Origin of the sequence: Nonomuraea sp. NPDC049129 (assembly GCF_040648495.1) — a bacterium.
In the GTDB taxonomy this organism is placed as follows: Bacteria; Actinomycetota; Actinomycetes; order Streptosporangiales; family Streptosporangiaceae; genus Nonomuraea.
Map to the genome: position 1 here is coordinate 310,423 of NZ_JBEZDU010000008.1, position 24,966 is coordinate 335,388.

General features: G+C 67.3%; 27 protein-coding genes. 21 read left to right on the plus strand and 6 right to left on the minus strand.

The features are described 5' to 3' along the window. The first annotated feature begins 80 nt into the window (after positions 1-80). The 16 genes from AB0B64_RS27040 to AB0B64_RS27115 all read left to right on the plus strand — a co-directional run bounded on the left by AB0B64_RS27040 (position 81) and on the right by AB0B64_RS27115 (position 17,680). Positions 81-1,334, plus strand: a complete 1,254-nt coding sequence (locus AB0B64_RS27040) for a geranylgeranyl reductase family protein (protein ID WP_358180448.1) — start codon at positions 81-83, stop codon at positions 1,332-1,334. Between the two features lie 67 nt (positions 1,335-1,401). Further along, the gene (locus AB0B64_RS27045; protein ID WP_214640645.1) at positions 1,402-1,797 is read left to right on the plus strand and encodes an NADH-quinone oxidoreductase subunit A; all 396 of its coding nucleotides are present in this window, start codon (positions 1,402-1,404) and stop codon (positions 1,795-1,797) included. 2 nt (positions 1,798-1,799) lie between these two features. After that, positions 1,800-2,351, plus strand: a complete 552-nt coding sequence (locus tag AB0B64_RS27050; protein ID WP_219529166.1) for an NADH-quinone oxidoreductase subunit B — start codon at positions 1,800-1,802, stop codon at positions 2,349-2,351. Continuing rightward, positions 2,348-3,019 (plus strand): NADH-quinone oxidoreductase subunit C, encoded by a 672-nt coding sequence (locus AB0B64_RS27055; RefSeq protein ID WP_358180451.1) that lies wholly within the window; start codon positions 2,348-2,350, stop codon positions 3,017-3,019. Before AB0B64_RS27050 ends, AB0B64_RS27055 begins: the two co-directional genes overlap by 4 nt. 34 nt (positions 3,020-3,053) lie before the next feature. Further along, positions 3,054-4,379, plus strand: coding sequence for an NADH-quinone oxidoreductase subunit D (locus AB0B64_RS27060; RefSeq protein ID WP_357954683.1), 1,326 nt, complete (start codon positions 3,054-3,056; stop codon positions 4,377-4,379). Then, a complete protein-coding gene (nuoE, locus tag AB0B64_RS27065) occupies positions 4,376-5,032 on the plus strand; it encodes an NADH-quinone oxidoreductase subunit NuoE (protein ID WP_357954685.1) in 657 nt (218 codons plus the stop codon). Before AB0B64_RS27060 ends, nuoE begins: the two co-directional genes overlap by 4 nt. Further along, positions 5,029-6,318, plus strand: a complete 1,290-nt coding sequence (gene nuoF / locus AB0B64_RS27070; protein ID WP_219529170.1) for an NADH-quinone oxidoreductase subunit NuoF — start codon at positions 5,029-5,031, stop codon at positions 6,316-6,318. Before nuoE ends, nuoF begins: the two co-directional genes overlap by 4 nt. Next, positions 6,315-8,702, plus strand: coding sequence for an NADH-quinone oxidoreductase subunit G (locus tag AB0B64_RS27075; protein ID WP_358180454.1), 2,388 nt, complete (start codon positions 6,315-6,317; stop codon positions 8,700-8,702). The genes nuoF and AB0B64_RS27075 overlap by 4 nt, the downstream gene beginning before the upstream one ends. Continuing rightward, complete coding sequence (nuoH, locus tag AB0B64_RS27080) at positions 8,699-10,054, plus strand: NADH-quinone oxidoreductase subunit NuoH (RefSeq protein ID WP_357954689.1); 1,356 nt, start codon at positions 8,699-8,701, stop codon at positions 10,052-10,054. The genes AB0B64_RS27075 and nuoH overlap by 4 nt, the downstream gene beginning before the upstream one ends. Next, entirely contained in the window at positions 10,041-10,556 is a 516-nt protein-coding gene (gene nuoI / locus AB0B64_RS27085; protein WP_357654965.1) for an NADH-quinone oxidoreductase subunit NuoI, read from the plus strand. Before nuoH ends, nuoI begins: the two co-directional genes overlap by 14 nt. Further along, positions 10,549-11,322, plus strand: a complete 774-nt coding sequence (locus AB0B64_RS27090; RefSeq protein WP_357954691.1) for an NADH-quinone oxidoreductase subunit J — start codon at positions 10,549-10,551, stop codon at positions 11,320-11,322. The genes nuoI and AB0B64_RS27090 overlap by 8 nt, the downstream gene beginning before the upstream one ends. Further along, positions 11,319-11,615 (plus strand): NADH-quinone oxidoreductase subunit NuoK, encoded by a 297-nt coding sequence (nuoK, locus tag AB0B64_RS27095; protein WP_214640635.1) that lies wholly within the window; start codon positions 11,319-11,321, stop codon positions 11,613-11,615. Before AB0B64_RS27090 ends, nuoK begins: the two co-directional genes overlap by 4 nt. A 51-nt stretch (positions 11,616-11,666) precedes the next feature. Beyond that, positions 11,667-13,538 (plus strand): NADH-quinone oxidoreductase subunit L, encoded by a 1,872-nt coding sequence (nuoL, locus tag AB0B64_RS27100; protein WP_358180690.1) that lies wholly within the window; start codon positions 11,667-11,669, stop codon positions 13,536-13,538. Then, a complete protein-coding gene (locus tag AB0B64_RS27105) occupies positions 13,538-15,097 on the plus strand; it encodes an NADH-quinone oxidoreductase subunit M (protein ID WP_357954693.1) in 1,560 nt (519 codons plus the stop codon). The genes nuoL and AB0B64_RS27105 overlap by 1 nt, the downstream gene beginning before the upstream one ends. Beyond that, the gene (gene nuoN / locus AB0B64_RS27110) at positions 15,094-16,680 is read left to right on the plus strand and encodes an NADH-quinone oxidoreductase subunit NuoN (protein ID WP_357954695.1); all 1,587 of its coding nucleotides are present in this window, start codon (positions 15,094-15,096) and stop codon (positions 16,678-16,680) included. The genes AB0B64_RS27105 and nuoN overlap by 4 nt, the downstream gene beginning before the upstream one ends. Before the next feature lie 10 nt (positions 16,681-16,690). Further along, positions 16,691-17,680: a polyprenyl synthetase family protein gene (locus tag AB0B64_RS27115; protein WP_357954698.1), complete on the plus strand. Its 990-nt coding sequence runs from the start codon at positions 16,691-16,693 to the stop codon at positions 17,678-17,680. On the opposite strand, the gene rarD is transcribed toward AB0B64_RS27115, so the two are convergent. Beyond that, positions 17,648-18,574, minus strand: a complete 927-nt coding sequence (rarD, locus tag AB0B64_RS27120; RefSeq protein ID WP_357954701.1) for an EamA family transporter RarD — start codon at positions 18,572-18,574, stop codon at positions 17,648-17,650. The two genes, AB0B64_RS27115 and rarD, sit on opposite strands and share 33 nt — an antisense overlap. Positions 18,575-18,678: 104 nt before the next feature. On the opposite strand from rarD, the gene AB0B64_RS27125 reads away from it, so the two are divergent. Next, entirely contained in the window at positions 18,679-19,185 is a 507-nt protein-coding gene (locus AB0B64_RS27125) for a peptide-methionine (S)-S-oxide reductase (protein ID WP_358180457.1), read from the plus strand. Here the strand turns inward: AB0B64_RS27125 and AB0B64_RS27130 are convergent. The 3 genes from AB0B64_RS27130 to AB0B64_RS27140 all read right to left on the minus strand — a co-directional run bounded on the left by AB0B64_RS27130 (position 19,106) and on the right by AB0B64_RS27140 (position 20,357). Continuing rightward, positions 19,106-19,597, minus strand: a complete 492-nt coding sequence (locus AB0B64_RS27130; protein WP_358180460.1) for a helix-turn-helix transcriptional regulator — start codon at positions 19,595-19,597, stop codon at positions 19,106-19,108. The two genes, AB0B64_RS27125 and AB0B64_RS27130, sit on opposite strands and share 80 nt — an antisense overlap. Positions 19,598-19,821: 224 nt before the next feature. Beyond that, a complete protein-coding gene (locus tag AB0B64_RS27135) occupies positions 19,822-20,025 on the minus strand; it encodes a hypothetical protein (protein ID WP_357954705.1) in 204 nt (67 codons plus the stop codon). Then, the gene (locus AB0B64_RS27140; protein ID WP_357954707.1) at positions 20,016-20,357 is read right to left on the minus strand and encodes a hypothetical protein; all 342 of its coding nucleotides are present in this window, start codon (positions 20,355-20,357) and stop codon (positions 20,016-20,018) included. The genes AB0B64_RS27135 and AB0B64_RS27140 overlap by 10 nt, the downstream gene beginning before the upstream one ends. Positions 20,358-20,564: 207 nt before the next feature. Here AB0B64_RS27140 and AB0B64_RS27145 point away from each other — a divergent pair, with 207 nt between their 5' ends. Beyond that, a complete protein-coding gene (locus AB0B64_RS27145; protein WP_358180463.1) occupies positions 20,565-21,275 on the plus strand; it encodes an XRE family transcriptional regulator in 711 nt (236 codons plus the stop codon). 10 nt (positions 21,276-21,285) lie between these two features. Continuing rightward, a complete protein-coding gene (locus AB0B64_RS27150) occupies positions 21,286-21,753 on the plus strand; it encodes an NUDIX domain-containing protein (RefSeq protein ID WP_358180466.1) in 468 nt (155 codons plus the stop codon). On the opposite strand, the gene AB0B64_RS27155 is transcribed toward AB0B64_RS27150, so the two are convergent. Beyond that, positions 21,735-22,079 (minus strand): hypothetical protein, encoded by a 345-nt coding sequence (locus tag AB0B64_RS27155; protein WP_357954713.1) that lies wholly within the window; start codon positions 22,077-22,079, stop codon positions 21,735-21,737. The two genes, AB0B64_RS27150 and AB0B64_RS27155, sit on opposite strands and share 19 nt — an antisense overlap. A gap of 225 nt (positions 22,080-22,304) precedes the next feature. Next, positions 22,305-22,817 carry a peptide-methionine (S)-S-oxide reductase MsrA gene (msrA, locus tag AB0B64_RS27160; protein WP_357954715.1) on the minus strand — a complete coding sequence of 171 codons (513 nt, stop codon included), beginning with the start codon at positions 22,815-22,817 and terminating at the stop codon, positions 22,305-22,307. Between the two features lie 243 nt (positions 22,818-23,060). Here msrA and AB0B64_RS27165 point away from each other — a divergent pair, with 243 nt between their 5' ends. Further along, positions 23,061-23,654 (plus strand): DUF4291 domain-containing protein, encoded by a 594-nt coding sequence (locus tag AB0B64_RS27165; protein WP_358180469.1) that lies wholly within the window; start codon positions 23,061-23,063, stop codon positions 23,652-23,654. Positions 23,655-24,333: 679 nt separating this feature from the next. After that, positions 24,334-24,747: a hypothetical protein gene (locus AB0B64_RS27170; RefSeq protein ID WP_358180472.1), complete on the plus strand. Its 414-nt coding sequence runs from the start codon at positions 24,334-24,336 to the stop codon at positions 24,745-24,747. Positions 24,748-24,966 lie beyond the last annotated feature (219 nt).

Sequence of the window (24,966 nt, forward strand, 5' to 3'; positions counted from 1 at the left end):
GACAAGTTTGTGAAGGGGTTCACAAAGGAACGAAGGCGCCACACCCCGAGGCCTTCGAGCGTGTAGGACAGGACAGTCCAGTGACCGAGCCACCAGCCACACAGGCTGACGCCGATGTCATCGTCGTCGGCGCCGGTCCCGCCGGTTCCGCAACCGCTTTTTACCTCGCTCAGGCCGGCCTCGACGTGCTGCTCCTGGAGAAGACCAGGTTCCCCCGGGAGAAGGTCTGCGGCGACGGCCTGACCCCCCGAGCGGTCAAGCAGCTGCTCAACATGGGCGTCGACATTGACGCGCCCGGCTGGATCAGGAACAAGGGCCTGCGGGTCGTGGGGGGCGGGCACCGCTTCGAGCTCGACTGGCCGCAGCTGGAGCGCTTCCCCGACTTCGGCCTCGTGCGCACGCGCAAGGACTTCGACCAGATCGTCGCCGCCAACGCCGTCAAGGCCGGGGCGCGGCTGATGGAAGGCGTGAACGTCACCGGGCCTGTCCTCGACGACCGCAGCGGGCACGTGGTCGGAGTGACGACCAAGGACGGGCCGACCTACCGCAGCCGTCTGGTGGTGGCCGCCGACGGCAACAGCACCCGGCTGGCCCTGGGGATGGGACTCCACAAGCGTGAGGACCGCCCGATGGGCGTGGCCGTACGCACCTACTTCGAGAGCCCGCGTCACGACGACGACTACCTGGAGACGTGGCTGGAGCTGTGGGACGACAACACGCTGCTGCCCGGCTACGGCTGGGTGTTCGGCGTGGGCGACGGCACCGCGAACGTCGGACTGGGCCTGCTCAACACCAGCGACCAGTTCAAGAACATCGACTACCGCGACCTGCTCAAGCGGTGGTGCAAGGCGATGCCCGCCGAGTGGGGCTTCACCGAGGAGAACATGCGGGGCCCGATCCGCGGCGCCGCGCTCCCGATGGCCTTCAACCGCCAGCCTCACTACACCCGCGGCCTCGTCCTCGTCGGTGACTCCGGCGGCGCGATCAACCCGTTCAACGGCGAGGGCATCGCCTACGCCATGGAGACCGGCGAGATCGCCGCCGAGATCATCGTCAAGGCGCTGCGCCAGACCACCCCCGCGCAACAGGAACGCATCCTGCGCACCTATCCTCAGGTGTTGAAGGACGCCTACGGCGGATATTTCACGCTTGGCAGGTGGTTCGTCCAGGCGATTGGGAAGCCGGGAGTCATGAGCTTCGGAACGCGGCATGGGTTGCCACACCCGAGGCTGATGCGCTTCGCGCTCAAACTCCTTGGTAATCTCACCGACCGGCGAGGGGATGCGTCGGACAAGATCATCAATGCACTCTCGAAGGTCGCGCCACCAGCATGAACCTCAGACTCACCCATAGATCAGGCTGCGCGCCCGCGCGCGTGGCGACTCCAGAGGAGGCGTAGCGATGGACCTTTACGTGCCCATCCTGGTGCTCGCCGTTCTCGCGGGGGGCTTCGCGATCTTCTCGGTCGCCATCGCTCCCTTCACCGGTCCCAAGCGCTGGAACCGCGCCAAGCTTGACGCCTACGAATGCGGCATCGAGCCGACGCCCCAGCCGGTCGGTGGCGGACGGTTCCCGCTGAAATACATGATCACCGCGATGCTCTTCATCGTGTTCGACATCGAGATCATTTTCCTTTACCCCTGGGCAGTCTCCTTCGCGCCGCTGAAGAACGACGCGGGCAGCGTGCTCTCCTCGGGCCTCGGGGTGTTCGCGCTTGTCGAGATGCTGCTGTTCATCGTCACCGTGCTCGTCGCCTACGCGTACGTGTGGCGCCGCAAGGGTCTGGACTGGGACTAGAAATGGGACTTGAAGAGAAACTCCCCAGCGGGTTCATCCTCAGCACGGTCGAACAGGCCGCCGGCTGGGCGCGCAAGAACTCCGTATGGCCGGCCACATTCGGCCTCGCCTGTTGCGCCATCGAGCTGATGGCCACCGGCGGCCCCCACTACGACCTGGCGCGCTTCGGCATGGAGCGCGCTTCGGCGTCTCCCCGGCAGGCCGACCTGATGATCGTCGCCGGCCGCGTGTCGCAGAAGATGGCTCCCGTCCTGCGGCAGATCTACGACCAGATGGCCGAGCCCAAGTGGGTCATCTCGATGGGCGTGTGCGCCTCAAGCGGCGGCATGTTCAACAACTACGCCATCGTGCAGGGCGTGGACCACATCGTCCCGGTCGACATCTACCTGCCCGGCTGCCCGCCGCGGCCGGAGATGCTGATCGACGCGATCGTGAAGCTGCACGACAAGATCCAGAACATGAAGTTCGGCGCCCACCGCGCCAAGCAGATCGACGAGCTCGAACTGCAGGCGCTGCGTACGCTGCCGCTGATCGACCAGGGGGCCGCGAAGTGACCTCGCCCGACAACCTCCCCGAGGTTCCGGCGGTCGTGGAGCCGCCCGTCGCCCGGCGCGGCATGTTCGGCACGACCGACTCGGGTGACACCTCCGGCTACGGCGGTCTCGTCGTACGGCGGGCCCCTCAGCTGTCCACGTCCCGCCCCTACGGCGGCTACTTCGACGAGCTGGTCGACACGCTGGCCCTCGACGACGCCATCGAGCGCGTGGTCGTGGACCGGGGCGAGCTCACCCTGCACGTGAAGCGGGAGCGGCTCGTCGAGGTCTGCCAGAAGCTCCGTGACGAACCGGCCCTGCGCTTCGAGCTCTCGCTCGGCGTCTCCGGGGTGCACTACCCGCACCTGAAGGGTGAGGAGCTGCACGCGGTCATCCACCTCTGCTCGATCACCCACAACCGGCGCGTCCGCGTCGAGGTGAGCGCCCCCGACGAGGACCCGCACATCCCCTCGACCGTCGGCGTCTTCCCGGGCCACGACTGGCACGAGCGCGAGGCGTACGACTTCTTCGGGATCGTCTTCGACGGCCACCCCGGCCTGACCCGCATCATGATGCCGGACGACTGGGAAGGTCACCCGCAGCGCAAGGACTACCCGCTCGGCGGCATCCCGGTCGAATACCGCGGCGCCACGATCCCCGCGCCCGACCAGAGGAGGTCGTACGCGTGAGTGACATCGAGCCAGGACGAAGTGAGGTTCACTCGTGAGCACCGGATATGACGAGGCGACCGAGGGCAAGGTCTACTCGGTCACCGGCGCGGACTGGGACGAGGTCGTCAGCGGCGTCCGTGAGTCCGACGACGAGCGGCTGGTCATCAACATGGGCCCGCAGCACCCGTCCACGCACGGCGTGCTGAGGCTGGTCCTGACCCTCGACGGTGAGACGGTCACCGAGGCGCGCGGCGTCATCGGCTACCTGCACACCGGCATCGAGAAGAACCTCGAATACCGCACGTGGACGCAGGGCACCACGTTCGTCACCCGCATGGACTACCTCTCGCCGATCTTCAACGAGACCGCCTACTGCCTGGGCGTCGAGAAGCTGCTCGGCATCGAGGACCGCGTCCCGGACCGGGCGCAGGCCATCCGCGTGATGATGATGGAGCTCAACCGGATCTCCTCGCACCTGGTGGCGATGGGCACGTTCGGCATGGAGCTCGGCGCGACCACGCCCTTCCTGTTCGGCTACCGCGACCGCGAGCTGATCATGGACCTGTTCGAGTACATCACCGGGCTGCGCATGAACCACGCCTACGTCCGCCCCGGCGGCGTCAGCGTGGACCTGCCGGCGGGTGCGGTCGACAAGATCGGCGAGTTCCTCAAGATCATGCCACAGCGGATCAAGGACATCCGCAAGCTGCTCGACGAGAACCCCGTCTACCTGCGCCGCACCAAGGACGTGGGCTACCTCGACCTGACCGGCTGCATGGCCCTGGGTATCACCGGGCCGATCCTCCGCTCGGCCGGACTGCCGTGGGACCTGCGCAAGTCGCAGCCCTACTGCGGCTACGAGACCTACGACTTCGAGGTGGCGACCGAGCGCGGCTGTGACGTGTTCTCCCGCTACCTGGTCCGCATGCGGGAGATGGAGGAGTCGCTCAAGATCGTCGAGCAGGCTCTCGACCGCATCGCCGGGCCGCTCAAGGGCGACCCCGTGATGATCGAGGACAAGAAGATCGGCTGGCCCGCGCAGCTCGCGCTGGGCCCCGACGGCTTCGGCAACTCGCCCGATCACATCGCGCACATCATGGGCAGCTCCATGGAAGCCCTCATCCACCACTTCAAGCTGGTGACCGAGGGATTCCGGGTGCCGGCCGGGCAGGCGTACGCCTCGATCGAGTCGCCCAAGGGCGAGCTCGGCGCGCACGTGGTGAGCGACGGCGGCACCCGCCCCTACCGCGTCCACTTCCGCGAGCCGTCCTTCTGCAACCTGCAGGGCTTCCCCGCCATGGCGGAGGGCGGCCAGGTCGCGGACGTGATCGCCGCGGTGGCATCTATCGACCCCGTCATGGGAGGTGTGGACCGGTGACTTACTCACCGGAAGTCCGAGAGCGTCTCGAACGAGACGCCAAGGAGATCATCGGACGCTATCCGAAGACGCGGTCGGCACTGCTGCCGCTGCTCCACCTCGTGCAGTCCGAAGACGGTCACGTCTCCGACGACGGGCAGGAGTTCTGCGCGGAGATGCTGGGCCTCAGCAAGGCCGAGGTCGTCGGCGTCGCGACGTTCTACACCATGTACAAGCGCAAGCCGGCCGGTGACTACCACGTCGGCGTCTGCATCAACGCGCTGTGCGCCGTCATGGGCGGCGACCAGATCTGGGAAGAGCTGTCGGAGCACACCGGCGTCGGCCACGAGGAGACCACCGCCGACGGCAAGGTCTCGCTCGAGCGCCTCGAGTGCAACGCGGCCTGTGACTTCGCCCCGGTCATGATGGTCAACTGGGAGTTCTTCGACAACCAGACGCCAGAGTCGGCCAAGCAGCTCGTCGACGACCTGCGCGACGGCAAGGACGTCCGGCCGACCAGGGGGCCGAAGAAGCTCTGCACCTTCAAGGAGGCCTCGCGGGTGCTCGCGGGCCTGCCCGACGACCTGGCGGGCGACGGCCCGTCGGCCGCGGGCCCCTCGCTGGAGGGCCTCAAGGTCGCCAAGGCCAACGGATGGAAGGCCCCAGAGGCATGAGCACGACTCTCACCCCGGTCCTGACCGCGAACTGGGACCAGGCCAACTCCTTCACCCTCGCCGGCTACGGCGAGTATGAGGCGGCCAAGAAGGCGCTGGGGATGGACCCCGACGCGGTCATCCAGGCCGTCAAGGACTCGGGCCTGCGCGGCCGCGGCGGCGCGGGCTTCCCGACCGGCATGAAGTGGGGCTTCATCCCCCAGGGTGACGGCAAGCCGCACTATCTCGTCGTCAACGCCGACGAGTCGGAGCCGGGCACCTGCAAGGACATCCCGCTGATGATGGCCAACCCGCACTCGCTGGTCGAGGGCGTCATCATCACCGCCTACGCGATCCGGGCCAACCACGCCTTCATCTACGTACGGGGCGAGGTGCTGCACGTCATCCGGCGGCTGCACGCGGCCGTGCGCGAGGCGTACGAGAAGGGCTACCTCGGCACCGACATCCTCGGCTCCGGCTACGACCTCGAACTCGTCGTGCACAGCGGCGCCGGGGCGTACATCTGTGGCGAGGAGACGGCGCTGCTCGACTCGCTCGAAGGCTTCAGAGGTCAACCGCGGCTCAAGCCCCCGTTCCCGGCCGTGGCGGGCCTGTATGCCTCGCCTACTGTTGTGAACAACGTGGAGTCCGTGGCCAGTGTTCCCTCAATTGTGACCAACGGGGCCGACTGGTTCGCCGGGATGGGCACCGAGAAGTCCAAGGGCTTCGGCATCTTCTCGCTGAGCGGCCACGTCACCCGGCCCGGCCAGTACGAGGCGCCGCTCGGCATCACGCTGCGCGAGCTGCTCGACATGGCGGGCGGGATCCGCGAGGGCCACGAGATCAAGTTCTGGACCCCGGGCGGCTCGTCCACCCCGATCTTCACCGACGAGCACCTGGACGTGCCGCTCGACTTCGAGTCGGTCGGCGCCAAGGGCTCCATGCTCGGCACCCGCGCGTTGCAGATCTTCGACGAGACGACCTGCGTGGTCCGTACGGTGCTGCGCTGGACGGAGTTCTACGCCCACGAGTCGTGCGGCAAGTGCACGCCGTGCCGCGAGGGCACCTACTGGCTCAAGCAGGTGCTCAAGCGCCTGGAGAAGGGCCAGGGCACCGAGGAGGACCTGTCCACGATCACCGACATCGCGGACAACATCCTGGGCCGCTCGTTCTGCGCGCTCGGTGACGGCGCGACGAGCCCGATCCACTCCTCGGTGAAGTACTTCCGCGACGAGTACCTCAAGCACTTCGAGGTCGGCGGCTGCCCGTTCGACGCGAAGAAGTCCACTCTCTGGGGTGACCAGTGACAACAACCGCCGTAGAGACCAGCCTGGTGACCCTGAGCATCGACGGGTTCCAGGTCAGCGTCCCGAAGGGCACCCTGATCATCAGGGCGGCAGAGCTGCTGGGCATCCAGATCCCGCGCTTCTGCGACCACCCGCTGCTCGACCCGGCGGCCAACTGCCGCCAGTGCCTGGTCGACATCCCCGACGCCGGCAACGGCCGCGGCTTCCCCAAGCCGCAGCCGTCCTGCGCGATCGAGGTCGCCGAGGGCATGGTGGTGCAGACCCAGCTCACCTCGCCGGTCGCCGAGAAGGCGCAGCGCGGGGCGATGGAGCTGCTGCTCATGAACCACCCGCTGGACTGCCCGGTCTGCGACAAGGGCGGCGAGTGCCCCCTGCAGAACCAGGCGATGTCCAACGGCCAGGGCGAGTCCAGGTTCCAGGAGCAGAAGCGGACCTTCCCCAAGCCGCTGCCGCTGTCCTCGCAGGTCCTGCTCGACCGCGAGCGCTGCGTCCAGTGCGCCCGCTGCATCCGCTTCTCCGACCAGATCGCCGGCGACCCGTTCATCGACTTCTTCGAGCGCGGGGCCAAGGAGCAGGTGGGTGTCGCCGACGGCAAGCCGTTCGACTCCTACTTCTCCGGTAACACGGTGCAGATCTGCCCGGTCGGCGCGCTGACCGGTGCCGCCTACCGGTTCCGGGCCAGGCCGTTCGACCTGGTCTCCACGCCGAGCGCGTGCGAGCACTGCGCCTCCGGCTGCAGCCTGCGCACCGACCACCGGCGCGGCCGGGTCACCCGCCGCCTGGCCGGCAACGACCCGCAGGTCAACGAGGAATGGAACTGCGACAAGGGCCGCTGGGCGTTCTCCTACGCCACGCAGCCCGACCGGCTCAAGACGCCGCTGGTACGCAACCAGGACGGCGTGCTCGAACCCGCCTCGTGGCCCGAGGCGCTCAGCGTCGCGGCCCGCGGCCTGGCCGCCGCGCGCGGCAGGGCCGGGGTGCTGGTGGGCGGCCGGGTCACGGTCGAGGACGCCTACGCCTACGCCAAGTTCGCCCGGGTCGCCCTCGGCAGCAACGACATCGATTTCCGCGCCAGGCCGCACTCCGCCGAGGAGGCGCAGTTCCTGGCCCACGCCGTGGCCGGCAGGGGCATCGAGGTTTCCTACAGTGACCTCGAGAGCGCCCCTGCCGTGCTGCTCGTCGGGTTCGAGCCCGAGGACGAGTCGCCGATCGTCTTCCTGCGCCTGCGCAAGGCGTGGATGAAGAAGGGCCTGAAGGTCACGGCGATCGCTCCGTTCGCCACCAACGGCCTGGCCAAGATGGGCGGCACGCTCATCCGCACCGCGCCGGGCGCGGAGGCCGACGCGATCGGCGAGCTGGTCGGCTCGCTGGCCGAGGGCACGATCGTGCTCGCCGGTGAGCGGCTGGCCACTGTTCCGGGTGCCCTGTCCGCCCTCGTACGCCTCAGCACCGCGTCGGGCGCCAAGCTCGCCTGGGTTCCGCGCAGGGCCGGCGAGCGGGGCGCGATCGAGGCGGGCGCGCTGCCGAACCTGCTGCCCATCGGCCGCCCGGTCGGCGACGAGATCGCCAGGGCCGAGGTCGCCAGGGCGTGGAACGTCGGCTCGCTGCCCGACGCGCCGGGTCGCGACACCACGGGCATGCTCCTCGCGGCGCTGGAGGGCAAGCTCGACGCGCTGGTCGTGGCCGGTGTCGACCCCTACGACCTGGCCGATCCCGCCGCGGCGCTGGCCGCGCTGGAGAACACCCCGTTCATCGTCAGCCTGGAGATCCGCGCCAGTGCGGTCACCGACCGGGCCGACGTGGTCCTGCCGGTCGCCGCCGTGCAGGAGAAGGGCGGCACGTTCGTCAACTGGGAGGGCAGGGGCCGCTCGTTCGGGGCCCCGCTCAGGGTGCCCGGCCTGCAGAGCGACCTGGCCGTGATCAGCAACCTGGCCGACCGGATGGACGTCCACCTGGGCCTGCCCGACGCCGCGGCCGCCCGCCGCGAGCTGAGCGCGATGGGCTCCTGGCGCGGCACGCGCGTCGCCGCCCCCAGCACCGCCACCCGCTCGCAGCTCGCGCCGCGGACCGGCGAGGCGCTGCTGGCCAGCTGGCACCTGCTGCTCGACGACGGCCGCCTGCAGGACGGCGAGCCGTACCTCGCGGGCACCGCCCGGCCGGCTGAAGCGCTGGTCTCGGAGGCCACCGCGGCGGAGATCGGCGTCGTCGACGGCGGCAAGCTGGTCGTCGGCGGTCAAGGACCCAACGCGGTCACGTTGCCGGTGCGCGTCGCCGACCTGCCGGACCGGGTGGTCTGGGTGCCGGCGAACTCCGGCGGCTGCTCGGTCACGCGCGATCTCGGCGCGGCGGCCGGCGACATCGTCACGATCGGGAGCGCCTCATGATCCCTGTTCTCCTGACTGATCCGACTCTTGCCGATTTCGGCAAGGATCCGCTCTGGATCACCATCATCAAGGCAGTGATGCTGTTCGCCTTCCTGATGCTCTGCATCCTGTTCGGCGTCTGGTTCGAACGGAAGCTGATCTCCAGGATGCAGAACCGCTTCGGCCCCAACCGGGCGGGCAAGTTCGGCCTGCTCCAGTCGGTGGCCGACGGCATCAAGATGGGCCTGAAGGAAGACCTCTTCCCGCGGACCGTCGACAAGCTGCTCTACCTGATGGCCCCGGTCATCATGGTGATCCCGGCCTTCCTGGCCTTCTCGATCACCCCGTTCGGGCCGATGGTCAACCTGTTCGGCGTGCGGACGCCGCTGCAGCTGGTCGACCTGCCGGTGGCCGTGCTGTTCATGCTGGCCATGGGTGCCATCTCGGTCTACGGCGTGGTGCTGGCCGGCTGGTCGTCGCGCTCGCCGTACGCGCTGCTGGGCGGGCTCCGGTCGGCGGCGCAGGTGGTCTCGTACGAGATCGCGATGGGTCTGTCGTTCGTCGGCGTGTTCCTGTTCGCGGGGACGCTGTCGACATCGGAGATCGTCAAGTCGCAGGCGACCGGCGGCGAGCTGTGGGGCATGTCGATGCCCTCCTGGTACGTCGTCCTGCTGCTGCCGTCGTTCCTGATCTACGTGTTCTGCGCCTTCGGTGAGGCCGCGCGTATCCCGTTCGACCTGCCCGAGGGCGAGGGCGAGCTGGTCGGCGGCTTCCAGACCGAGTACTCCTCGTCGCTGAAGTTCGCGCTGATCATGATGGGCGAATACCTGCACACCTTCGTCGCCTCGGCGATGGCCATCACGCTGTTCCTCGGCGGCTGGCGGGCACCGTTCCCGATCACGTGGTTCTGGGCCGGCGCGAACGAGGGCTGGTGGCCGCTGCTGTGGTTCTTCGTCAAGTTCGTGCTGGTCTTCTGCTTCGTGGTGTGGGTGCGGGCCTCGCTGCCGCGCGTCCGCTACGACCAGCTCATGTCGCTGGGGTGGAAGGTTCTCATCCCGGTCAACCTGGCGTGGATCATGCTGGTCGCCACGATCCGGACCGTCATGTACGTCAAGAACGGCGAAGCCGGCTTCCAGGGCAGCCTGGCACCCGTCATGGTGGTCGCGGTGGTCGTCATCGTCGGCGCGCTCGCCATCTGGGCCCGGTTCGACACCGTGAACCAGCGCCGCAAGGAAGCGAAGAAGGCGGAGGTCGAGGCGGAGTTCGAGGAGCTGTCCAACGAGCCAACGGCCGGTGGCTTCCCTGTGCCGCCGCTCGACCTGCCGCACTACCACGGGGTGCAGCACAAGGAGATTCCCAGTGGGACTAACTGATTGGCTGAACCCCGTCAAGGGCTTCGGGGTCACCTTCCACACGATGTTCAAGAAGCCCGTCACGGTGAACTACCCGGAGGAGAAGAGGCCTACGGCGCCTCGCTTCCACGGGCGGCACCAGCTCAACCGCTGGCCTGACGGGCTGGAGAAGTGCGTCGGCTGCGAGCTGTGCGCCTGGGCGTGCCCGGCCGACGCCATCTACGTGGAAGGTGCCGACAACACCGACGCGGAGCGCTTCTCGCCGGGTGAGCGTTACGGCCGCACCTACCAGATCAACTATCTGCGGTGCATTCTCTGCGGTCTGTGCATCGAGGCGTGCCCGACCCGGGCCCTCACGATGACCAACGAGTACGAGCTGGCCGACACCAACCGCGAGAGCCTCATCTTCACCAAGGAGATGCTTCTCGCGCCCCTGACCCAGGGGATGGAGCAGCCTCCGCACCCCATGCGGCTCGGGGACACCGAAGAGGACTACTACCGGCTGGGACGGACCAATGGGTGAGACCATTACCTTCTGGGTGCTCGCCGTCGTATCCGTCGGTGCGGCACTCGGCATGGTGTTCAACCGGAAGGCCGTCTACTCGGCGCTGATGCTCGGCACCGTGATGCTCTGCCTCGCGGTCCTCTACGCGGTGCAGGACGCGCCCTTCCTGGCCGCGGTGCAGATCATCGTCTACACCGGCGCCGTCATGATGCTCTTCCTGTTCGTGCTCATGCTGGTCGGCGTCGACTCGTCCGACTCGCTGGTGGAGACGCTGCGGGGCCAGCGCTTCTGGGCCGCGATCGCCGCCGTCGGCTTCGCCGCGCTGGTCATCCTGGCCATCGGCAACGCCGTCTTCGCCAAGGAGGCCGGGCTGGCCTCGGCGATCGGGCAGGCCGGTTACATCCGCTCGCTGGCGCTGCTGCTCTTCACGAAGTACGTCTTCGCCTTCGAGATCACCTCGGCGCTGCTGATCACCGCCGCGCTCGGTGCGATGGTGCTGGCACACCGCGAGCGGCTGACCGTACGGCCTTCGCAGAAGGACCTGTCCCGCGCCCGGTTCCTCGGCGATCGCCCGTCGCCGCTGCCCGGACCCGGCACCTACGCCAGGAGCAACGCCATCGACATGCCGGCGCTGCTGCCCGACGGCTCGGTCGCGGAGAGCTCGGTCAACCGCTACATCGCGCGGTTCGACGTCGAGCAGGGTCATCTGCCCGAGGATCCGAAGCTCGCCGAGGCCATCAAGCACAGGGCCGCCGTCGAGTCGGCTGAGGAGGAGTCCAAGTGACCACTCATTACCTCGTCCTGTCGGGCCTGCTGTTCGCCATCGGCGCGATGGGCGTGCTGATCCGGCGCAACGCGATCGTGGTGTTCATGTGCGTCGAGCTCATGCTCAACGCCTGCAACCTCGCGTTCGTCGCCTTCGCCAGGCAGAACGGCAACCTCGAGGGCCAGATCATCGCGTTCTTCGTGATGGTGGTGGCCGCGGCCGAGGTCGTGGTCGGCCTGGCCATCATCGTGACGATCTTCCGAACCCGCAGGTCCGCGTCGGTAGACGACGCCAACCTGCTGAAGTACTAGAGGTGACTGGTGGAATCTCCTGTTGAGATCGTCCAGCACACCGCCGGCGGCATGATCGGGGCCTCTTGGCTGATGATCGCCTTCCCGTTGCTGGGTGCGGCGATCCTGCTGATCCTCGGACGCATGACGAACCGGTGGGGCCATCTGCTGGGCGTGGCCATGTCCCTCGCCTCGTTCGTCGTGGCGGTGCTGACCTTCCTTGAGATCATCGGCCTACCGGCTGAACAGCGCCGTCAGGCCGTACATCTGTATGAGTTCATTCCCGGCATGGTCGACATGGGGTTGCTGATCGACCCGCTGTCGATCAGCTTCGCGCTGCTGATCACCGGTGTCGGATCGCTGATCCACATCTACTCGATCGGCTACATGTCGCACGACGCCGAGCGGCGCCGGTTCTTCTCCTATCTGAACCTCTTCGTCGCCGCGATGCTCCTGCTGGTGCTGGCCGACAACTACGTCGGGCTGTTCATCGGCTGGGAGGGCGTGGGCCTGGCCTCGTACCTGCTCATCGGGTTCTGGCAGTTCAAGCCCTCGGCGGCGGTCGCGGCCAAGAAGGCGTTCGTCGTCAACCGCGTCGGTGACTTCGGCCTGCTGGTCGGGATGTTCATCATCCTGGCCACGTTCCACACGCTGACCTTCAGCGACTTGGGCGCGCAGATCGCCAAGAGCCCGCCGTCCGGCGGCGCGATCACCGCGATCGGCCTGCTACTGCTCCTCGGCGCCTGCGGTAAGTCGGCGCAGCTCCCGCTGCAGTCGTGGTTGCTGGACGCGATGGAGGGCCCGACCCCGGTCTCGGCCCTCATCCACGCCGCGACCATGGTCACCGCCGGGGTCTACCTGGTGGTCCGCTCCGGTGCGTTCTTCTTCCCGCCGGACTCGGCGCAGGCGCTCGCAGTCTCGATCGTCGGCGCGGCCACGCTGCTGGCCGGTGCCATCATCGGTTGCGCGAAGGACGACATCAAGAAGGGCCTGGCCGGCTCGACGATGTCGCAGATCGGCTACATGATGCTCGGCGCGGGCCTCGGCCCGGCGGGCTACGCCTTCGCGATCGGGCACCTGATCACGCACGGCTTCTTCAAGGCCGACATGTTCCTTGGTGCCGGTTCGGTCATGCATGGCATGAACGACGAAGTGAACATGCGGAAGTACGGCGGGCTGCGCAAGTACATGCCGGTGACCTTCGTGACGTTCTTCATCGGCTACCTGGCGATCATCGGGTTCCCGCTGCTGTCCGGATATTTCACGAAGGACGGCATCATCGAGACCGCCGTGGAACACAACCAGGTGCTTGGCTGGCTGGCCGTGCTGGGGGCGGGCATCACCGGCTTCTACATGTCGCGGATGGTCTTCATGACCTTCTTCGGGGAGAAGCGCTGGGAGAAGGATGCGCACCCGCACGAGTCGCCAGCCGTCATGACCTGGCCGCTGATCATCCTGTCGATCGGCTCGATCTTCCTGGGTGGCTACCTGATCCTCAGCAACACGCTGATGAAGTTCTTGGGTCCGGCCGTGGGTCTGCCCGAGGAGCTGCCGACCTTCCACTGGACCAGCGTCCCCGGTCTCGCCACGCTGGCGCTGGTCGCTGTCGGGGCGGGCTTCGCGTGGGTCAGGTACGGCAGGGCCGAGGTGCCCGCCGTGGCGCCGCGCGGCTCCTTCCTCACCACGTTCGCCCGTCGTGACCTCTACGGCGACGCGCTCAACGAGTCCCTGTTCATGCGCCCCGGCCAGTGGCTGACCCGCTTCGCGGTGTACTTCGACAACCGCGGCATCGACGGGCTGGTCAACGGCCTGGCGGCGGGCATCGGCGGGACCTCGGGGCGTCTCAGGCGGATCCAGACGGGCTTCGCCAGATCCTACGCGCTGTCCATCCTGTTCGGTGCTGCCCTCCTGGCAGGCGCCCTGCTCCTCGTTGGGAACATCTGATGTCACCCTGGCTCCCGATACTCATGGCGGTGCCCGTCCTGGGCGCCATCGTGGTGGCCCTGCTTCCCAAGGGCAGTGACAAGCTGGCCAAGCAGGCCACGCTGCTGGTGTCCCTGGTCGTGCTGGCGCTGACGCTCGTGATGGCGGTCCAGTTCAAGACGGGCGGCCCCAGGTTCCAGTTCCAGGCGGTCTACGACTGGATCCCGAGCTTCGGCGTGAAGTTCGGGGTCGGCGTCGACGGCATCGCGCTCGTGCTGATCGCGCTGTCGGCGGTGCTGGTGCCGATCGTGGTGCTCGCCTCCTGGCACGACGCCGACGGCACGCAGAGCGCCGACGGCACGCTGATCACCCCGAAGCGGTCGGTCAAGACGTACTTCTCGCTGCTGCTGGTGCTGGAAGCGATGATGATCGGTGTCTTCGCGGCGACCGACATCTTCCTGTTCTACGTCTTCTTCGAAGCCATGCTGATCCCGATGTACTTCATGATCGGGTCGTACGGCGGCGTGCAGCGGTCGTACGCGGCCGTCAAGTTCCTGCTGTACTCGCTGTTCGGCGGCCTGCTCATGCTGGTCGCGGTCATCGCGCTGTACGTGGTCGCGGGCAAGGGCACGTTCATGTTCCCCGAGCTCGTCGGCGTCATCCAGGACCCCGCGACGCAGAAGTGGCTGTTCGCCGGCTTCTTCATCGCCTTCGCGATCAAGGCGCCGCTCTGGCCGGTGCACACCTGGCTGCCCGACGCGGCCGCGCAGGCTCCGGCCGGCGCCGCCGTGCTGCTCGTGGGCGTGCTCGACAAGGTCGGTACGTTCGGCATGCTCCGCTTCTGCCTGGAGCTGTTCCCCGACGCGGCCAAGGCGTTCACGATGCCGATCGTGGTCCTCGCGGTCATCAGCATCATCTACGGCGCGATCGTGGCCATCGGGCAGACCGACATGAAGCGGCTCATCGCCTACACGTCGATCTCGCACTTCGGCTTCATCGTGATGGGCGTGTTCGCCATGTCGCAGGTGTCGCAGTCCGGTGCCGCGCTCTACATGGTCAACCACGGCTTCGCCACCGGCGCGCTGTTCCTGGCCGCCGGGTTCCTCATCGCCCGGCGCGGCTCGCCGCACATCGCCGACTACGGAGGCGTCCAGAAGGTCGCCCCGCTGCTCGCGGGCTTCTTCCTGATCGCCGGTCTGGCCGGGCTCTCGCTGCCGGGGCTGTCGTCGTTCGTCAGCGAGTTCATGGTGATGATCGGCACCTACACCAGCTCCGCCTTCGGGTCCGGTGCGCTCGCGGTCGCGGCGATCGTCTCGGCGCTGGCCGTGATCCTGGCCGCCGTCTACATCCTGTGGATGGTGCAGCGGGCGCTCAACGGGCCGACCGCCGAGCCGGTGAAGGCCTTCAAGGACCTGAACGTGCGCGAGATCGTCGTCCTGGCGCCGCTCATCGCGCTGATCATCGGCTTCGGCTTCTTCCCCAAGCCGCTGCTCGACGTGATCAACCCCACGGTCACCCAGACGCTGGTCAACGTGAAAGTGGACAACCCGGCTATCGCTGAGAAGGGGGCCGGCCAGTGAACGACGCTGTCGTGGCGCCGACCATCGAATACGGCACGCTGGCGCCGATGCTGCTGGTCTTCGGCGCGGCCGTCGTCGGTGTGCTCGTAGAGGCGTTCGCGCCGCGCTACATGCGCAAGTCGATCCACGTACCCCTCACCCTGCTGTCCCTGGCCGGCGCGTTCGCGCTGGTCATCGTGCAGGTGCTCAAGGGCGCCGTGCCGACGGCGCCGGTCGCCATGGGCGCGGTCGCGGTCGACGGACCCTCGCTGTTCATCTGGGGCGTCATCCTCGTCCTGTCGTTCGTCTGCGTGCTGATGATCAACGACGAGGGCCACTTCGTCGCCTCGGCGGCGGCCGTGCCGGGCAGCGCCGACGAGGAGGAGGCCGAGGCCGCCGGTGGCTCGCACACCGAGGTCTACCCGCTGGTCCTGTTCGCGGTGGGCGGCATGCTGCTCTTCCCCGCCTCGCACGACCTGCTGACCATGTTCGTCGGCCTTGAGGTCATGTCGCTGCCGCTGTACCTGCTGTGCGGCCTGGCCCGCCGGCGCCGCCTGCTGTCGCAGGAGGCGTCGATGAAGTACTTCCTGCTCGGCGCGTTCTCCTCGGCCTTCTTCCTGTACGGCACGGCCATGATCTACGGCTACGCCGGGACCGTGTCGTTCACCGGCATCAACAAGGCTCTGGCCACCGGCTCGCTGCTCGACCCGATCCTGCTGCTCGGAGTCTCGCTGCTCGGCGTCGGCCTGCTGTTCAAGATCGGCGCGGCGCCGTTCCAGGCGTGGAAGCCGGACGTCTACCAGGGCGCTCCGACGCCCATCACCGCGCTCATGGCCTCCGGCACGCTGGTCGCGGCCGTGGGCGCCGTGCTGCGGGTGTTCTGGGTGGCGCTGGGCAACCTGGACTGGGACTGGCGTCCGGTCATGTGGGCCGTGGCGGCTCTGACGATGGTGGTCGGCGCGATCCTGGCGATCACGCAGACCGACATCAAGCGCATGCTGGCCTACTCCTCGATCGCGCACGCGGGCTTCCTGCTGATCGGCGTCATGGCCACGTTCGACAAGAGCGCGCAGAACGCCAAGTCGCTGTCAGCGATCATGTTCTACCTGCTCGTCTACAGCATCACCACGGTCGGCGCCTTCGCGGTGGTCACGATGGTCCGCGACCCCGGCGGCGAGGCGGGCCACCTGTCGCGCTGGGCCGGGCTGGGCAAGCGCTCGCCGATCCTGGCGGGCATCTTCGCGTTCTTCCTGCTGGCCTTCGCCGGCATCCCGCTGACCAGCGGCTTCTTCGGCAAGTACGCCGTGTTCGCCGCCGCGCTGGCCAGTGGGTCCGAGGCCGGTGACTCGCTCGGGGGCTGGATGACCGGGCTGGTCGTGCTGGGCGTCGTCGCCTCCGCGATCGCCGCGTTCTTCTACGTGCGCGTCATCGTCCTGATGTTCTTCAGCGACCCGGCGGCCGACGGCCCCTCGATCGCGGTGCCCAGTATGGGGACCGTGGCCGTCATCGCCATCGCGCTGCTGATTACGGTAGGAGTCGGGCTCTTCCCGCAGCCCATGCTCGACCTCGCCAACCAGGCTGCATCCGGCCTGTTCATCAGATAAGGGGATCTGTATGTCCGCGCCTCCCGTGGTTGACCTTCCCATTGAGGACGAACGGTTGGCGCAGGACGTGGCCAACGGACTGGCCGCCGTCGAGAAGCTGCTGCGTTCGTCGGTGGAGAGCGAGGACGCCTTCGTCACGGAGGCGTCCAAGCACCTCATCGAGGCCGGGGGCAAGCGCTTCCGTACGCTGATGGTGCTGCTGGCGGCCCAGTTCGGGGATCCGTCGGCGCCGGGTGTCGTGCCCGGCGCCGTGGTCATCGAGCTGACCCATCTCGGGTCGCTCTACCACGACGACGTCATGGACGAGGCTCCGGTACGCCGGGGTTCGCCGTCGGCCAACGCCCGGTGGGACAACACCGTGGCCATCCTCACCGGTGACTATCTGTTCGCCCAGGCGTCCGACCTCCTGGCCGACCTCGGGCCGGAGCTCATCCGCGTACAGGCCCAGACCTTCTCCCGCCTCGTGCAGGGTCAGATCCGCGAGACCATCGGGCCGCGCGGCGAAGAGGACCCGGTGGCGCACTACATCAGCGTGCTCGCGGACAAGACGGGGTCCCTGATCGCGGCCTCCGGCCGGTTCGGGGCGCTGCTGTCCGGGGCGCCTTCCGACGTCGAGGAGCGGCTCAGCCGGGCGTGCGAGGCCGTCGGGGTGGCCTGGCAACTGGGGGACGACCTGCTCGACGTGGCGTCCACCTCGACGGAGTCGGGCAAGACGCCTGGGACGGATCTTCGGGAGGGTATCCGGACGCTGCCGGTGCTCTACGCTCTGGCCTCGGACCCGTCCTCGCGGCTGGCGGAGTTGCTGTCGGGGCCGGTGGCCGAGTCGGACCTGGACGAGGCGCTGACGCTGCTGCGGGCGCACCCGGCCATGGGACAGGCGCGGGCCGAGCTGGATGCCTGGGTGAACCGGGCTCGTACCGACCTTTCCAGCCTCCCAGACATCCCCGCCAAGAACGCATTTTTGGCGCTATGTGACTACGTTGTCGAGCGTTCTGGGTGATCTCCGGATCGCGGCCCGTGTGGCGCGGGCCGTACGGATGCTGTCGTAAGTGAAGACGGCCAGGGCCAGCCACACGATCGAGAACCCGATCCAGCGGCTGGCCGGCATCGTCTCCTTCGCCACCAGCACCCCGCACAGGAACTGCAGGACCGGCGCGATGTACTGAAGCAAGCCGATCGTGCTGAGCGGCACCCGAATGGCGGCGGCGGTGAAGCACAGCAGCGGCACCGCCGTGATCACGCCCGCCCCGACCAGGAGCGCCGCGTGGCCGAGCCCCTCGGTTCCGAACGTGGACTGCCCGGTCAGGCTGAGATAGAGGATGTAGCCCAGCGCGGGGGTGAGCAGCACCAGGGTCTCGACGGTGAGGCTCTCGGCCGCGCCCACGTTCGCCTGCTTCTTGACCAGCCCGTACAGACCGAAGCTGACGGCCAGCGCGAGCGCGATCCACGGCGGCCGGCCGTAGTCGATGGTCAGCACGAGCACGGCGAGTGTCCCGAACCCCACCGCCACCCACTGCAGCCGCCTGAGGCGCTCCTTGAGCAGCACAACCCCGAACAACACGCTGATCAGCGGATTGATGAAGTACCCCAGGGCGCTCTCGACCACCTGACCGGCGTTGACGGCATAGATGTACACGCCCCAGTTGACGGTGACGATCACGGCGGCCAGCGTCAGCAGCGCGAGCTTCCTGGGCTCCTTGAGCAGCTCTCTCATCCAGGACCAGTGGCGCCGCACGGCCAGCACCACCAGGACCGCGACCAGTGACCAGGCCATGCGGTGCGCGAGGATCTCAACGGCTCCTGACGGCTTGAGCAGCGGCCAGTACAGGGGGAACAATCCCCACATCGTGTAGGCGGCAGCCCCGAACAGCACACCGCGCCTCAGGTCAGGCATGTAGTCCAGTTTCGGGCATTACCACCTTTAAACACAAATGCGTATTGCTGTACGGAAATATGTAGGACTGCTAAAAGGTAGCGGGGCTGTCCGGGGGTGGCTCGGTGGGTTGGCTGTTCGGCGGCGACAAGACATCGATGGTCAGTCCCGCTGACGCTCTGACCGGGCGTTCCACGGAGATGCCGGTCCCGGCGCGACACGCGATCCTGGACGCGCCCCTGGCCCCGACGTACCCCGTGGGCACGGAGATCGCCGACTTCGGCCTGGGCTGCTTCTGGGGCGCCGAGCGCGTCTTCTGGCAGGTTCACGACCCGACGCAGAGCATGCGCCAGGGCAACGACGCCGGCACCCAGTACCGCTCGGCGATCTACTGGCGCTCGCCGGAGCAGCAGAAGGCGGCGGAGGCGTCGCGGGAGGCGTACCAGGAGGTCCTGAAGAGGCCGGGCTACGGCGAGATCGCCACGGATGCTTCCGCGTCTGCGTCGCCGCGAAGCGCGATCTCCGGTAAGCGGCCCTGTTCATGGACAGATTCTATGGTCGGCGAACGATATCGGATCTTGTGGCCTCGAGTATGGTCCATTGCTCGCCGGTCAGCCCGTAGAGCGGAGTGAGATCCTTGAGATCGCTCGCATTGGGAATAACCTGCGCTCGTTCAAACCCCTCAAGCGCCCATGTGGATATTCCCGTTCGCGCACTAACCTGGTTTATCGACAGCCCGCTTTTTGGTCGAGCGCTGCGAAGTGCCTCCGCGAGTTGCCCCTTGGGGCCTGGCGGGAGCGTGATCGGATTGGAGGCTACCGGGCGGGGTGCGTTGTCTGTGTTCCCCTCTGCGCGGGAGGAGCCCGCGACGGCCGCGACACCGCCTGATAGGAGAACAAAGCCGATGATCAGAGCTACGAGCACGATCGCGCCTGAGGAGTCGGAGTCGGTGGTGTCGGCGGTGGGGGAGTTTCGAGTGTGAGCCCTCACTCGTGTCCGCTTGCCGCTTTTGAGATATCGCCAATGCGATCTGACGGAAACCATGGAGCGAGGTTAAGCGGCGGCTCCGACAGAATTAGCCGGCAGGCAGCAGAGGGCTAGCAAAATGGCGCTCGGCAGAACGCTCTCCTTACTTTACGGAGACCGTGCCTAGTGTTATAGGGCAGCCTTTTTGGCGGTTTTACGAGTGGCGACTATGGGGAGATCGAGGGAGTGGTCGTCTAATGCGCTCGCCCGGTGCTGCTGCGCAAATGGTTACGGGGGAGGTTTCAAGCCATTTTGCCGGCGTTCGTTGCCCTGATCTCGGCCTCCAGGTGCCTAACCAGCTCTTCCATAGTCTTTCCGCAGCGAACGTTGTTGAGGTTGCTGCTCTGTGGGACCAGGCTCACGCGGATGGCCGTCCAACCACCGGCCAGGTCATAGATCTGCCACCCAGGGAAGCGCCTGACCACCTGCTCCAAGGTCACCGGCACGGCTGTGCTCCATCGATCATCGGTGAGAGTGGGTGAGACCTGCGCACCTCTGCGTAGCGGAAGGCGACGCGGTGGGCTGCTCTTCCGGGCTCCAGGAGTGGGTGGCAGGCGTAGACGGCGCGCTTCCGGTTCGGTTCCCAGCCTGTACGCCACCAGAACCCGTCATGGTGGCACCAGACGATGAGTCCGACCCACACCGAGACGAGTGCGATCCCGTAGCCGTCGTGTACGTCGCTAAGGATGTTGAGGTGCCTCAACTCCCGCCGCAACTGCTCGGCAGCGTCCAGCGATGTGGCGACCTCAGGGTCGGACAGCGCGTGCTGTGGGTACATCCACCTACCTCCAGTGACGGCGGTACCAGTGAGTCCAAGTGAAGCCGGGCGGACGGGACCTTTGAACTGCGCCGGAGCCCATCGTCGGGACGTGTTGGGTTACCGAGAAACGTCCCTGGATGGACTTGAAACGTCCCGGGGTGTTCGCGTCCACTGGAGTGCGTGAACGAGCGACTACGCACAGCGATGCTCCGTCATGGTGTGGGCATGGAAGACCTGGCTGAGACGTGTGGCGTCGAGCCGAAGACGGTGGAGCGGTGGATCAACACCGGTCGGGTCCCGCACCGCCGGCACCGGTGGGCGGCTGCGAAGTTGCTTACTGCCGACGAGACCTACCTGTGGCCCGACGTGCTGGAAAGCAGCCAGGAGCGCCGAGGCAGGGCGAACCGGTCGGAGCTGGTCGAGGTCTTCCCCGATCGCGCCAGCGTGCCACGCGAACTGTGGCTGCGACTTCTCAGCGATGCTCAGGAGAAGGTGGACGTGCTGGTCTTCTCAGGGACGTTCTACGCCCAGACGCAGCCCAAGATCGCACGGTTGCTCAGAGAGACGGTGGAACGTGGTGTCGCGATCAGGTTGTGCTTCGGTGATCCCAACGCTCAGCCCGTCGACACGCGTGACCATGAAGAGGGTCTCGGGGGGACGCTGGCCGCCAAGATACGCTCATCCCTGACCTACTACCGGGCGCTGCCCGACCTGGATGGCTGCGAGATGCGGCTGCACTCCACCACGTTGTATGCCTCACTGTTCCGCTACGACGACGACATCCTGGTCAACCCACACGCGTGCGGTGAACCAGCGTCGGCCAACCCGACCTTCCACTTTCGCCGCCTCGACGGCGGGACGATAGCGGACCACTACATGTCATCGTTCGAGCGCGTCTGGGCCGAGGCAGTGCCGTGGTCCGGCGCGAAGATCTGAAAGGCAGCTCATGGGGCGAGTCGAGCACTGGAACGACCCGGACGCGCCGAAGGCGAACAGCCTGGTACCCGCCTGCGGGACGGTCACGGTGGACGACGCGGGGCGCATCCTGATGCAGTGCCGACGCGACACCGGTCAGTGGGCTCTGCCCATGGGCAAGATGGAGATCGGGGAGACACCGTCTCAGTGCGCCGTGCGGGAGACCGAAGAGGAGACTGGCGTCCGCGTCGAGCCGGTGGGCATCCTGGGCATCTACTCCGACCCTGGTCACATCGTGGCCTACACCGATGGCGAGATCCGGCAGGAGTACGAGGTGATGCTGATCGCCCGCCCGGTCGGTGGTCGGCCGGGGGCCAACGATGAGGCCAGCGACGTGCGCTGGGTGGCCCCTGGTGATCTTCATTCGCTGGACATCCACCCCACGCAATGGCGACAGCTCAACGACTACCTAGAGCGCGCCTACCCCCACGTAGATTGACCTCTGGTCAGTAGGGTCGCCGGTGGCGCCGGGCAGACGGCGGCCAGTTCGTCGGGATGGTTGAGACGCATGCGGCGGACGCGGAGTCGACGCGAATTCGCTGCGGTCCGCTGAGGCAGGATCGACATCGGCACGGCGAGGTGGTCCTCGGCGTGAGCCGCGGTCGCGGCCAGCGTGGCGATGTCACGCCTGATGTTCGCCACGATCTCGGTCAGCGCCTGCCGCAGCTGCGGCTCGGGAGCGTCCAGCAGATCGGCGATCTGGCGCAGTGGCAGGCCGAGCCGCGGCCGGGCTGGTGATGGCCGCTCGCCCGGCCGAGACGTCAAGGCCGTATCTGGTCACGCTGGCCGGCGCCGGGCTGACCGGTCTGCTTCATGACGCCGGAAACCTGGCACTGACTCAGCTGGCCGCCCCAGCCGACGCCTACAGGGACCGACGGCCCTACGGGGGCACTGGAACAGCTCGGGCACGCGCTCCACATGCCCATCATGATCTGATCCGGGGTTCTGGGCCGGCGGTATCTGCGCACCACGACCGACGGCTGAACGGGGTCAGCCCTCCGTGCGGGCGGGCAGCCGCCATCCCGGACGCGGGAAGTGGCAGGTGTAGCCGTTCGGGTAATGCTGCAGGTAGTCCTGGTGCTCGGGCTCGGCCTCCCAGAAGGGGCCGACCGGCTCCACCTCGGTGACGACCTTGCCCGGCCAGAGTCCGGAGGCGTCCACATCGGCGATCGTGTCCTCGGCGATCCGCTTCTGCTCGTCGTCCACGTAGTAGATCGCCGAACGGTAGCTGAGACCGATGTCGTTGCCCTGGCGATTCTTGGTGCTCGGGTCGTGGATCTGGAAGAAGAACTCCAGGATCGCGCGGTAATCGGTCGTCTCGGGGTCGAAGAGGATCTCGATGGCCTCCGCGTGCGTCCCGTGGTTACGGTACGTCGCGTTCGGCACGTCACCCCCGGTGTATCCGACCCGGGTCGCCGTCACACCCGGAAGGCGGCGGATCAGCTCTTCCATCCCCCAGAAGCATCCGCCTGCCAGCACGGCCCTCTGCGTCTGCGTAGCCATGACGACCCCCTCCACGATCTCTCAGCTCGGTCGCTTGGGCACCACCGGCATCCCATGCCTGCCCGCTCTTCTCAACGCGCGAGGGTTCCGAGCGATTCCGTGCCCGCGCGGCCGCAAGCCACGGACAAGGAGCCGGCGCGGTGGGTCGCGGCACCGGCAATCCGCACGGTCTCTCCGTCACGGTGAACGGCCATCCGAAAATTCGCTGGCCGTCTGAGCCGTCCGCCCTCACGCTTGTACCCCATGGAACAACCGCAACGCGGGATCCGTGCCGCCTATTCGGACTCAACGATCACCGTCTACCAGGCGTACGACCCGGAAATCGGCCTGCCCGCCATCCGCGACGGCCGTTTCCCTGCCGCGTGGAAACGGAACAGGATGACGTGGATCAAGCCGTCGTTCCTGTGGATGATGTACCGGTGCGGCTGGGGCGCCAAGCCGGGGCAGGAGACCGTTCTCGCCGTCGAGATCAACCGTGACGGCTTCGAATGGGCGCTGCGGCACGCGTGTCTGTCGACCTACGTGCGCGGCGTACACCCCGACCGCGAAACCTGGCAGCTTCAGTTGAAGCGCGCCCCCGCCCGCGTGCAGTGGGACCCCGAGCGGGGCCTGCGTTTGCAGCCTCTTCCCTACCGATCCCTGCAACTCGGCCTCTCGGGCGAGGCCGTACGACGCTACGCCGACGAATGGACGGTCGCCATCCGCGACATGACCCCGCTCGCCCACGAGATACACGCCCTCGTCAGCGGCGGTGACCTGGACTCCGCCGCCCGGCTGCTGCCCCAGGAACGCTCATATCCCGTTGGAGACGAGCTTCTTGCTCACCTACGGGGGTGACACCTCCTCGGCGTGCTGATCGCCTCGGGCGACCGGCAGCTGTCCGACCTGCGGATCGAGCGGTTCACGCGCGGGATCATGCTGGCCGCGCGGCCGCGGTGGGCGCGCTGATGGGAGCCGTCCAGGCGACCGGGCTCGCCAGCCACAGCCTGGGCCGGTCAGAGGAGGAGGCTGTGGCTTCCTGGCGTCACGCCACCGACCTGATCATGCGGGGCCTGAAGTCCCTGTGATCACCCATGACACCTGATCCGGCAGGCGGCTGAGATTCTGGACACGGCCCGTTTCCCTCTTCTCGACGTAGGGTTGATGTCGTGCGGTTTCTACGTGGGGTTATCGCCGCAGTCGTCCTCTACTTCGTCGTCTTCTACGCTGTGGGACTCGTGTTCGGTAGTAATCCGATCTTCATTCTCCTCGTGTGGGCCGCAGCAGTTGGCCTGCTCTTCGCGATCCCACCTGCCAGGAGAATGGTGATTGGTTCGCGGCGCACCTAACTGGGGTCGGTCCAATATGAGTGACTCGTTGGGATATTGCGGCAAAACGGCTACTGCGGGATCGGCGGGACGGGCGTGACCTGCCCCGTCGGTCTGACAATCAGCGACGGGGAGTAATGATTCGCCTTACGCGGCGTGGCAGTGAGACGGAGGCTCTGGCCGGAAGCCTCACTCCCGACGAACGTCAGATGATCAGGGTCCTCGATCTTCAGCGCCTCGCCGTGAAGAAGGAGGGCCGGACGCCCGAACAGGCGGCGCAGGCAAAGGATCCAATCTACGGCGTTCTCTCCTCTTTCGCGATATGGGAGGACTTGATCAACGACATGGAGGATGGGTGGCCAGGCCAGGACTTTGTCTACACGTACCTCAATGACCTGACTGTCCGGGATGGTCTGGAAGAGTATTGCGAGGCTCTGCAAGGAACGGCTCACACGAAGCTCACCCGCACGCTGGATCGCCTCGACGAGCGCTATCGCGCCGTGACGCACGAGGACGGCGGCGCTCAGCTCGCACGGTACTGGCGGCCCCTCGCGGAGGGGAACGAGACCCGATGGTGGTGGACTCGAGGGCCGAACGATCTACCCCCGGGGTGGTGTCGCTAGTAGCTACAGCGACGACTTTTTCTACATGATCGAGGGCGTGCCCGCCGACGGGCGCCCGCTGCGCGTCGGGCGGTCGTTGGACCGCGCTGCGGCTCTTTGCCACGGTCCCGACCAGCACGTACCGCCCAAGCGCCGGGGAGGAATAGGCCGAGGATTCGCGGGGTGACCCCGTGACCTCTGGCGGGCGTGGCGGCGCCGTCCCTCCAGATCCCACGCCGC

Bases quoted from the DNA above. Each gene is read 5' to 3' on its own strand.
- AB0B64_RS27115 (WP_357954698.1), top strand. From the start codon at position 16,691: ATGTCCGCGCCTCCCGTGGTTGACCTTCCCATTGAGGACGAACGGTTG.
- AB0B64_RS27090 (WP_357954691.1), top strand. From the start codon at position 10,549: ATGGGTGAGACCATTACCTTCTGGGTGCTCGCCGTCGTATCCGTCGGT.
- AB0B64_RS27140 (WP_357954707.1), bottom strand. From the start codon at position 20,357: ATGTACCCACAGCACGCGCTGTCCGACCCTGAGGTCGCCACATCGCTG.
- AB0B64_RS27150 (WP_358180466.1), top strand. From the start codon at position 21,286: ATGGGGCGAGTCGAGCACTGGAACGACCCGGACGCGCCGAAGGCGAAC.
- AB0B64_RS27130 (WP_358180460.1), bottom strand. From the start codon at position 19,597: ATGGTTTCCGTCAGATCGCATTGGCGATATCTCAAAAGCGGCAAGCGG.
- nuoF (WP_219529170.1), top strand. From the start codon at position 5,029: ATGAGCACGACTCTCACCCCGGTCCTGACCGCGAACTGGGACCAGGCC.
- nuoL (WP_358180690.1), top strand. From the start codon at position 11,667: ATGATCGGGGCCTCTTGGCTGATGATCGCCTTCCCGTTGCTGGGTGCG.
- AB0B64_RS27050 (WP_219529166.1), top strand. From the start codon at position 1,800: ATGGGACTTGAAGAGAAACTCCCCAGCGGGTTCATCCTCAGCACGGTC.
- AB0B64_RS27145 (WP_358180463.1), top strand. From the start codon at position 20,565: ATGGAAGACCTGGCTGAGACGTGTGGCGTCGAGCCGAAGACGGTGGAG.
- rarD (WP_357954701.1), bottom strand. From the start codon at position 18,574: ATGCCTGACCTGAGGCGCGGTGTGCTGTTCGGGGCTGCCGCCTACACG.
- AB0B64_RS27045 (WP_214640645.1), top strand. From the start codon at position 1,402: ATGGACCTTTACGTGCCCATCCTGGTGCTCGCCGTTCTCGCGGGGGGC.
- AB0B64_RS27105 (WP_357954693.1), top strand. From the start codon at position 13,538: ATGTCACCCTGGCTCCCGATACTCATGGCGGTGCCCGTCCTGGGCGCC.
- msrA (WP_357954715.1), bottom strand. From the start codon at position 22,817: ATGGCTACGCAGACGCAGAGGGCCGTGCTGGCAGGCGGATGCTTCTGG.
- nuoH (WP_357954689.1), top strand. From the start codon at position 8,699: ATGATCCCTGTTCTCCTGACTGATCCGACTCTTGCCGATTTCGGCAAG.
- AB0B64_RS27165 (WP_358180469.1), top strand. From the start codon at position 23,061: ATGGAACAACCGCAACGCGGGATCCGTGCCGCCTATTCGGACTCAACG.
- AB0B64_RS27170 (WP_358180472.1), top strand. From the start codon at position 24,334: ATGATCAGGGTCCTCGATCTTCAGCGCCTCGCCGTGAAGAAGGAGGGC.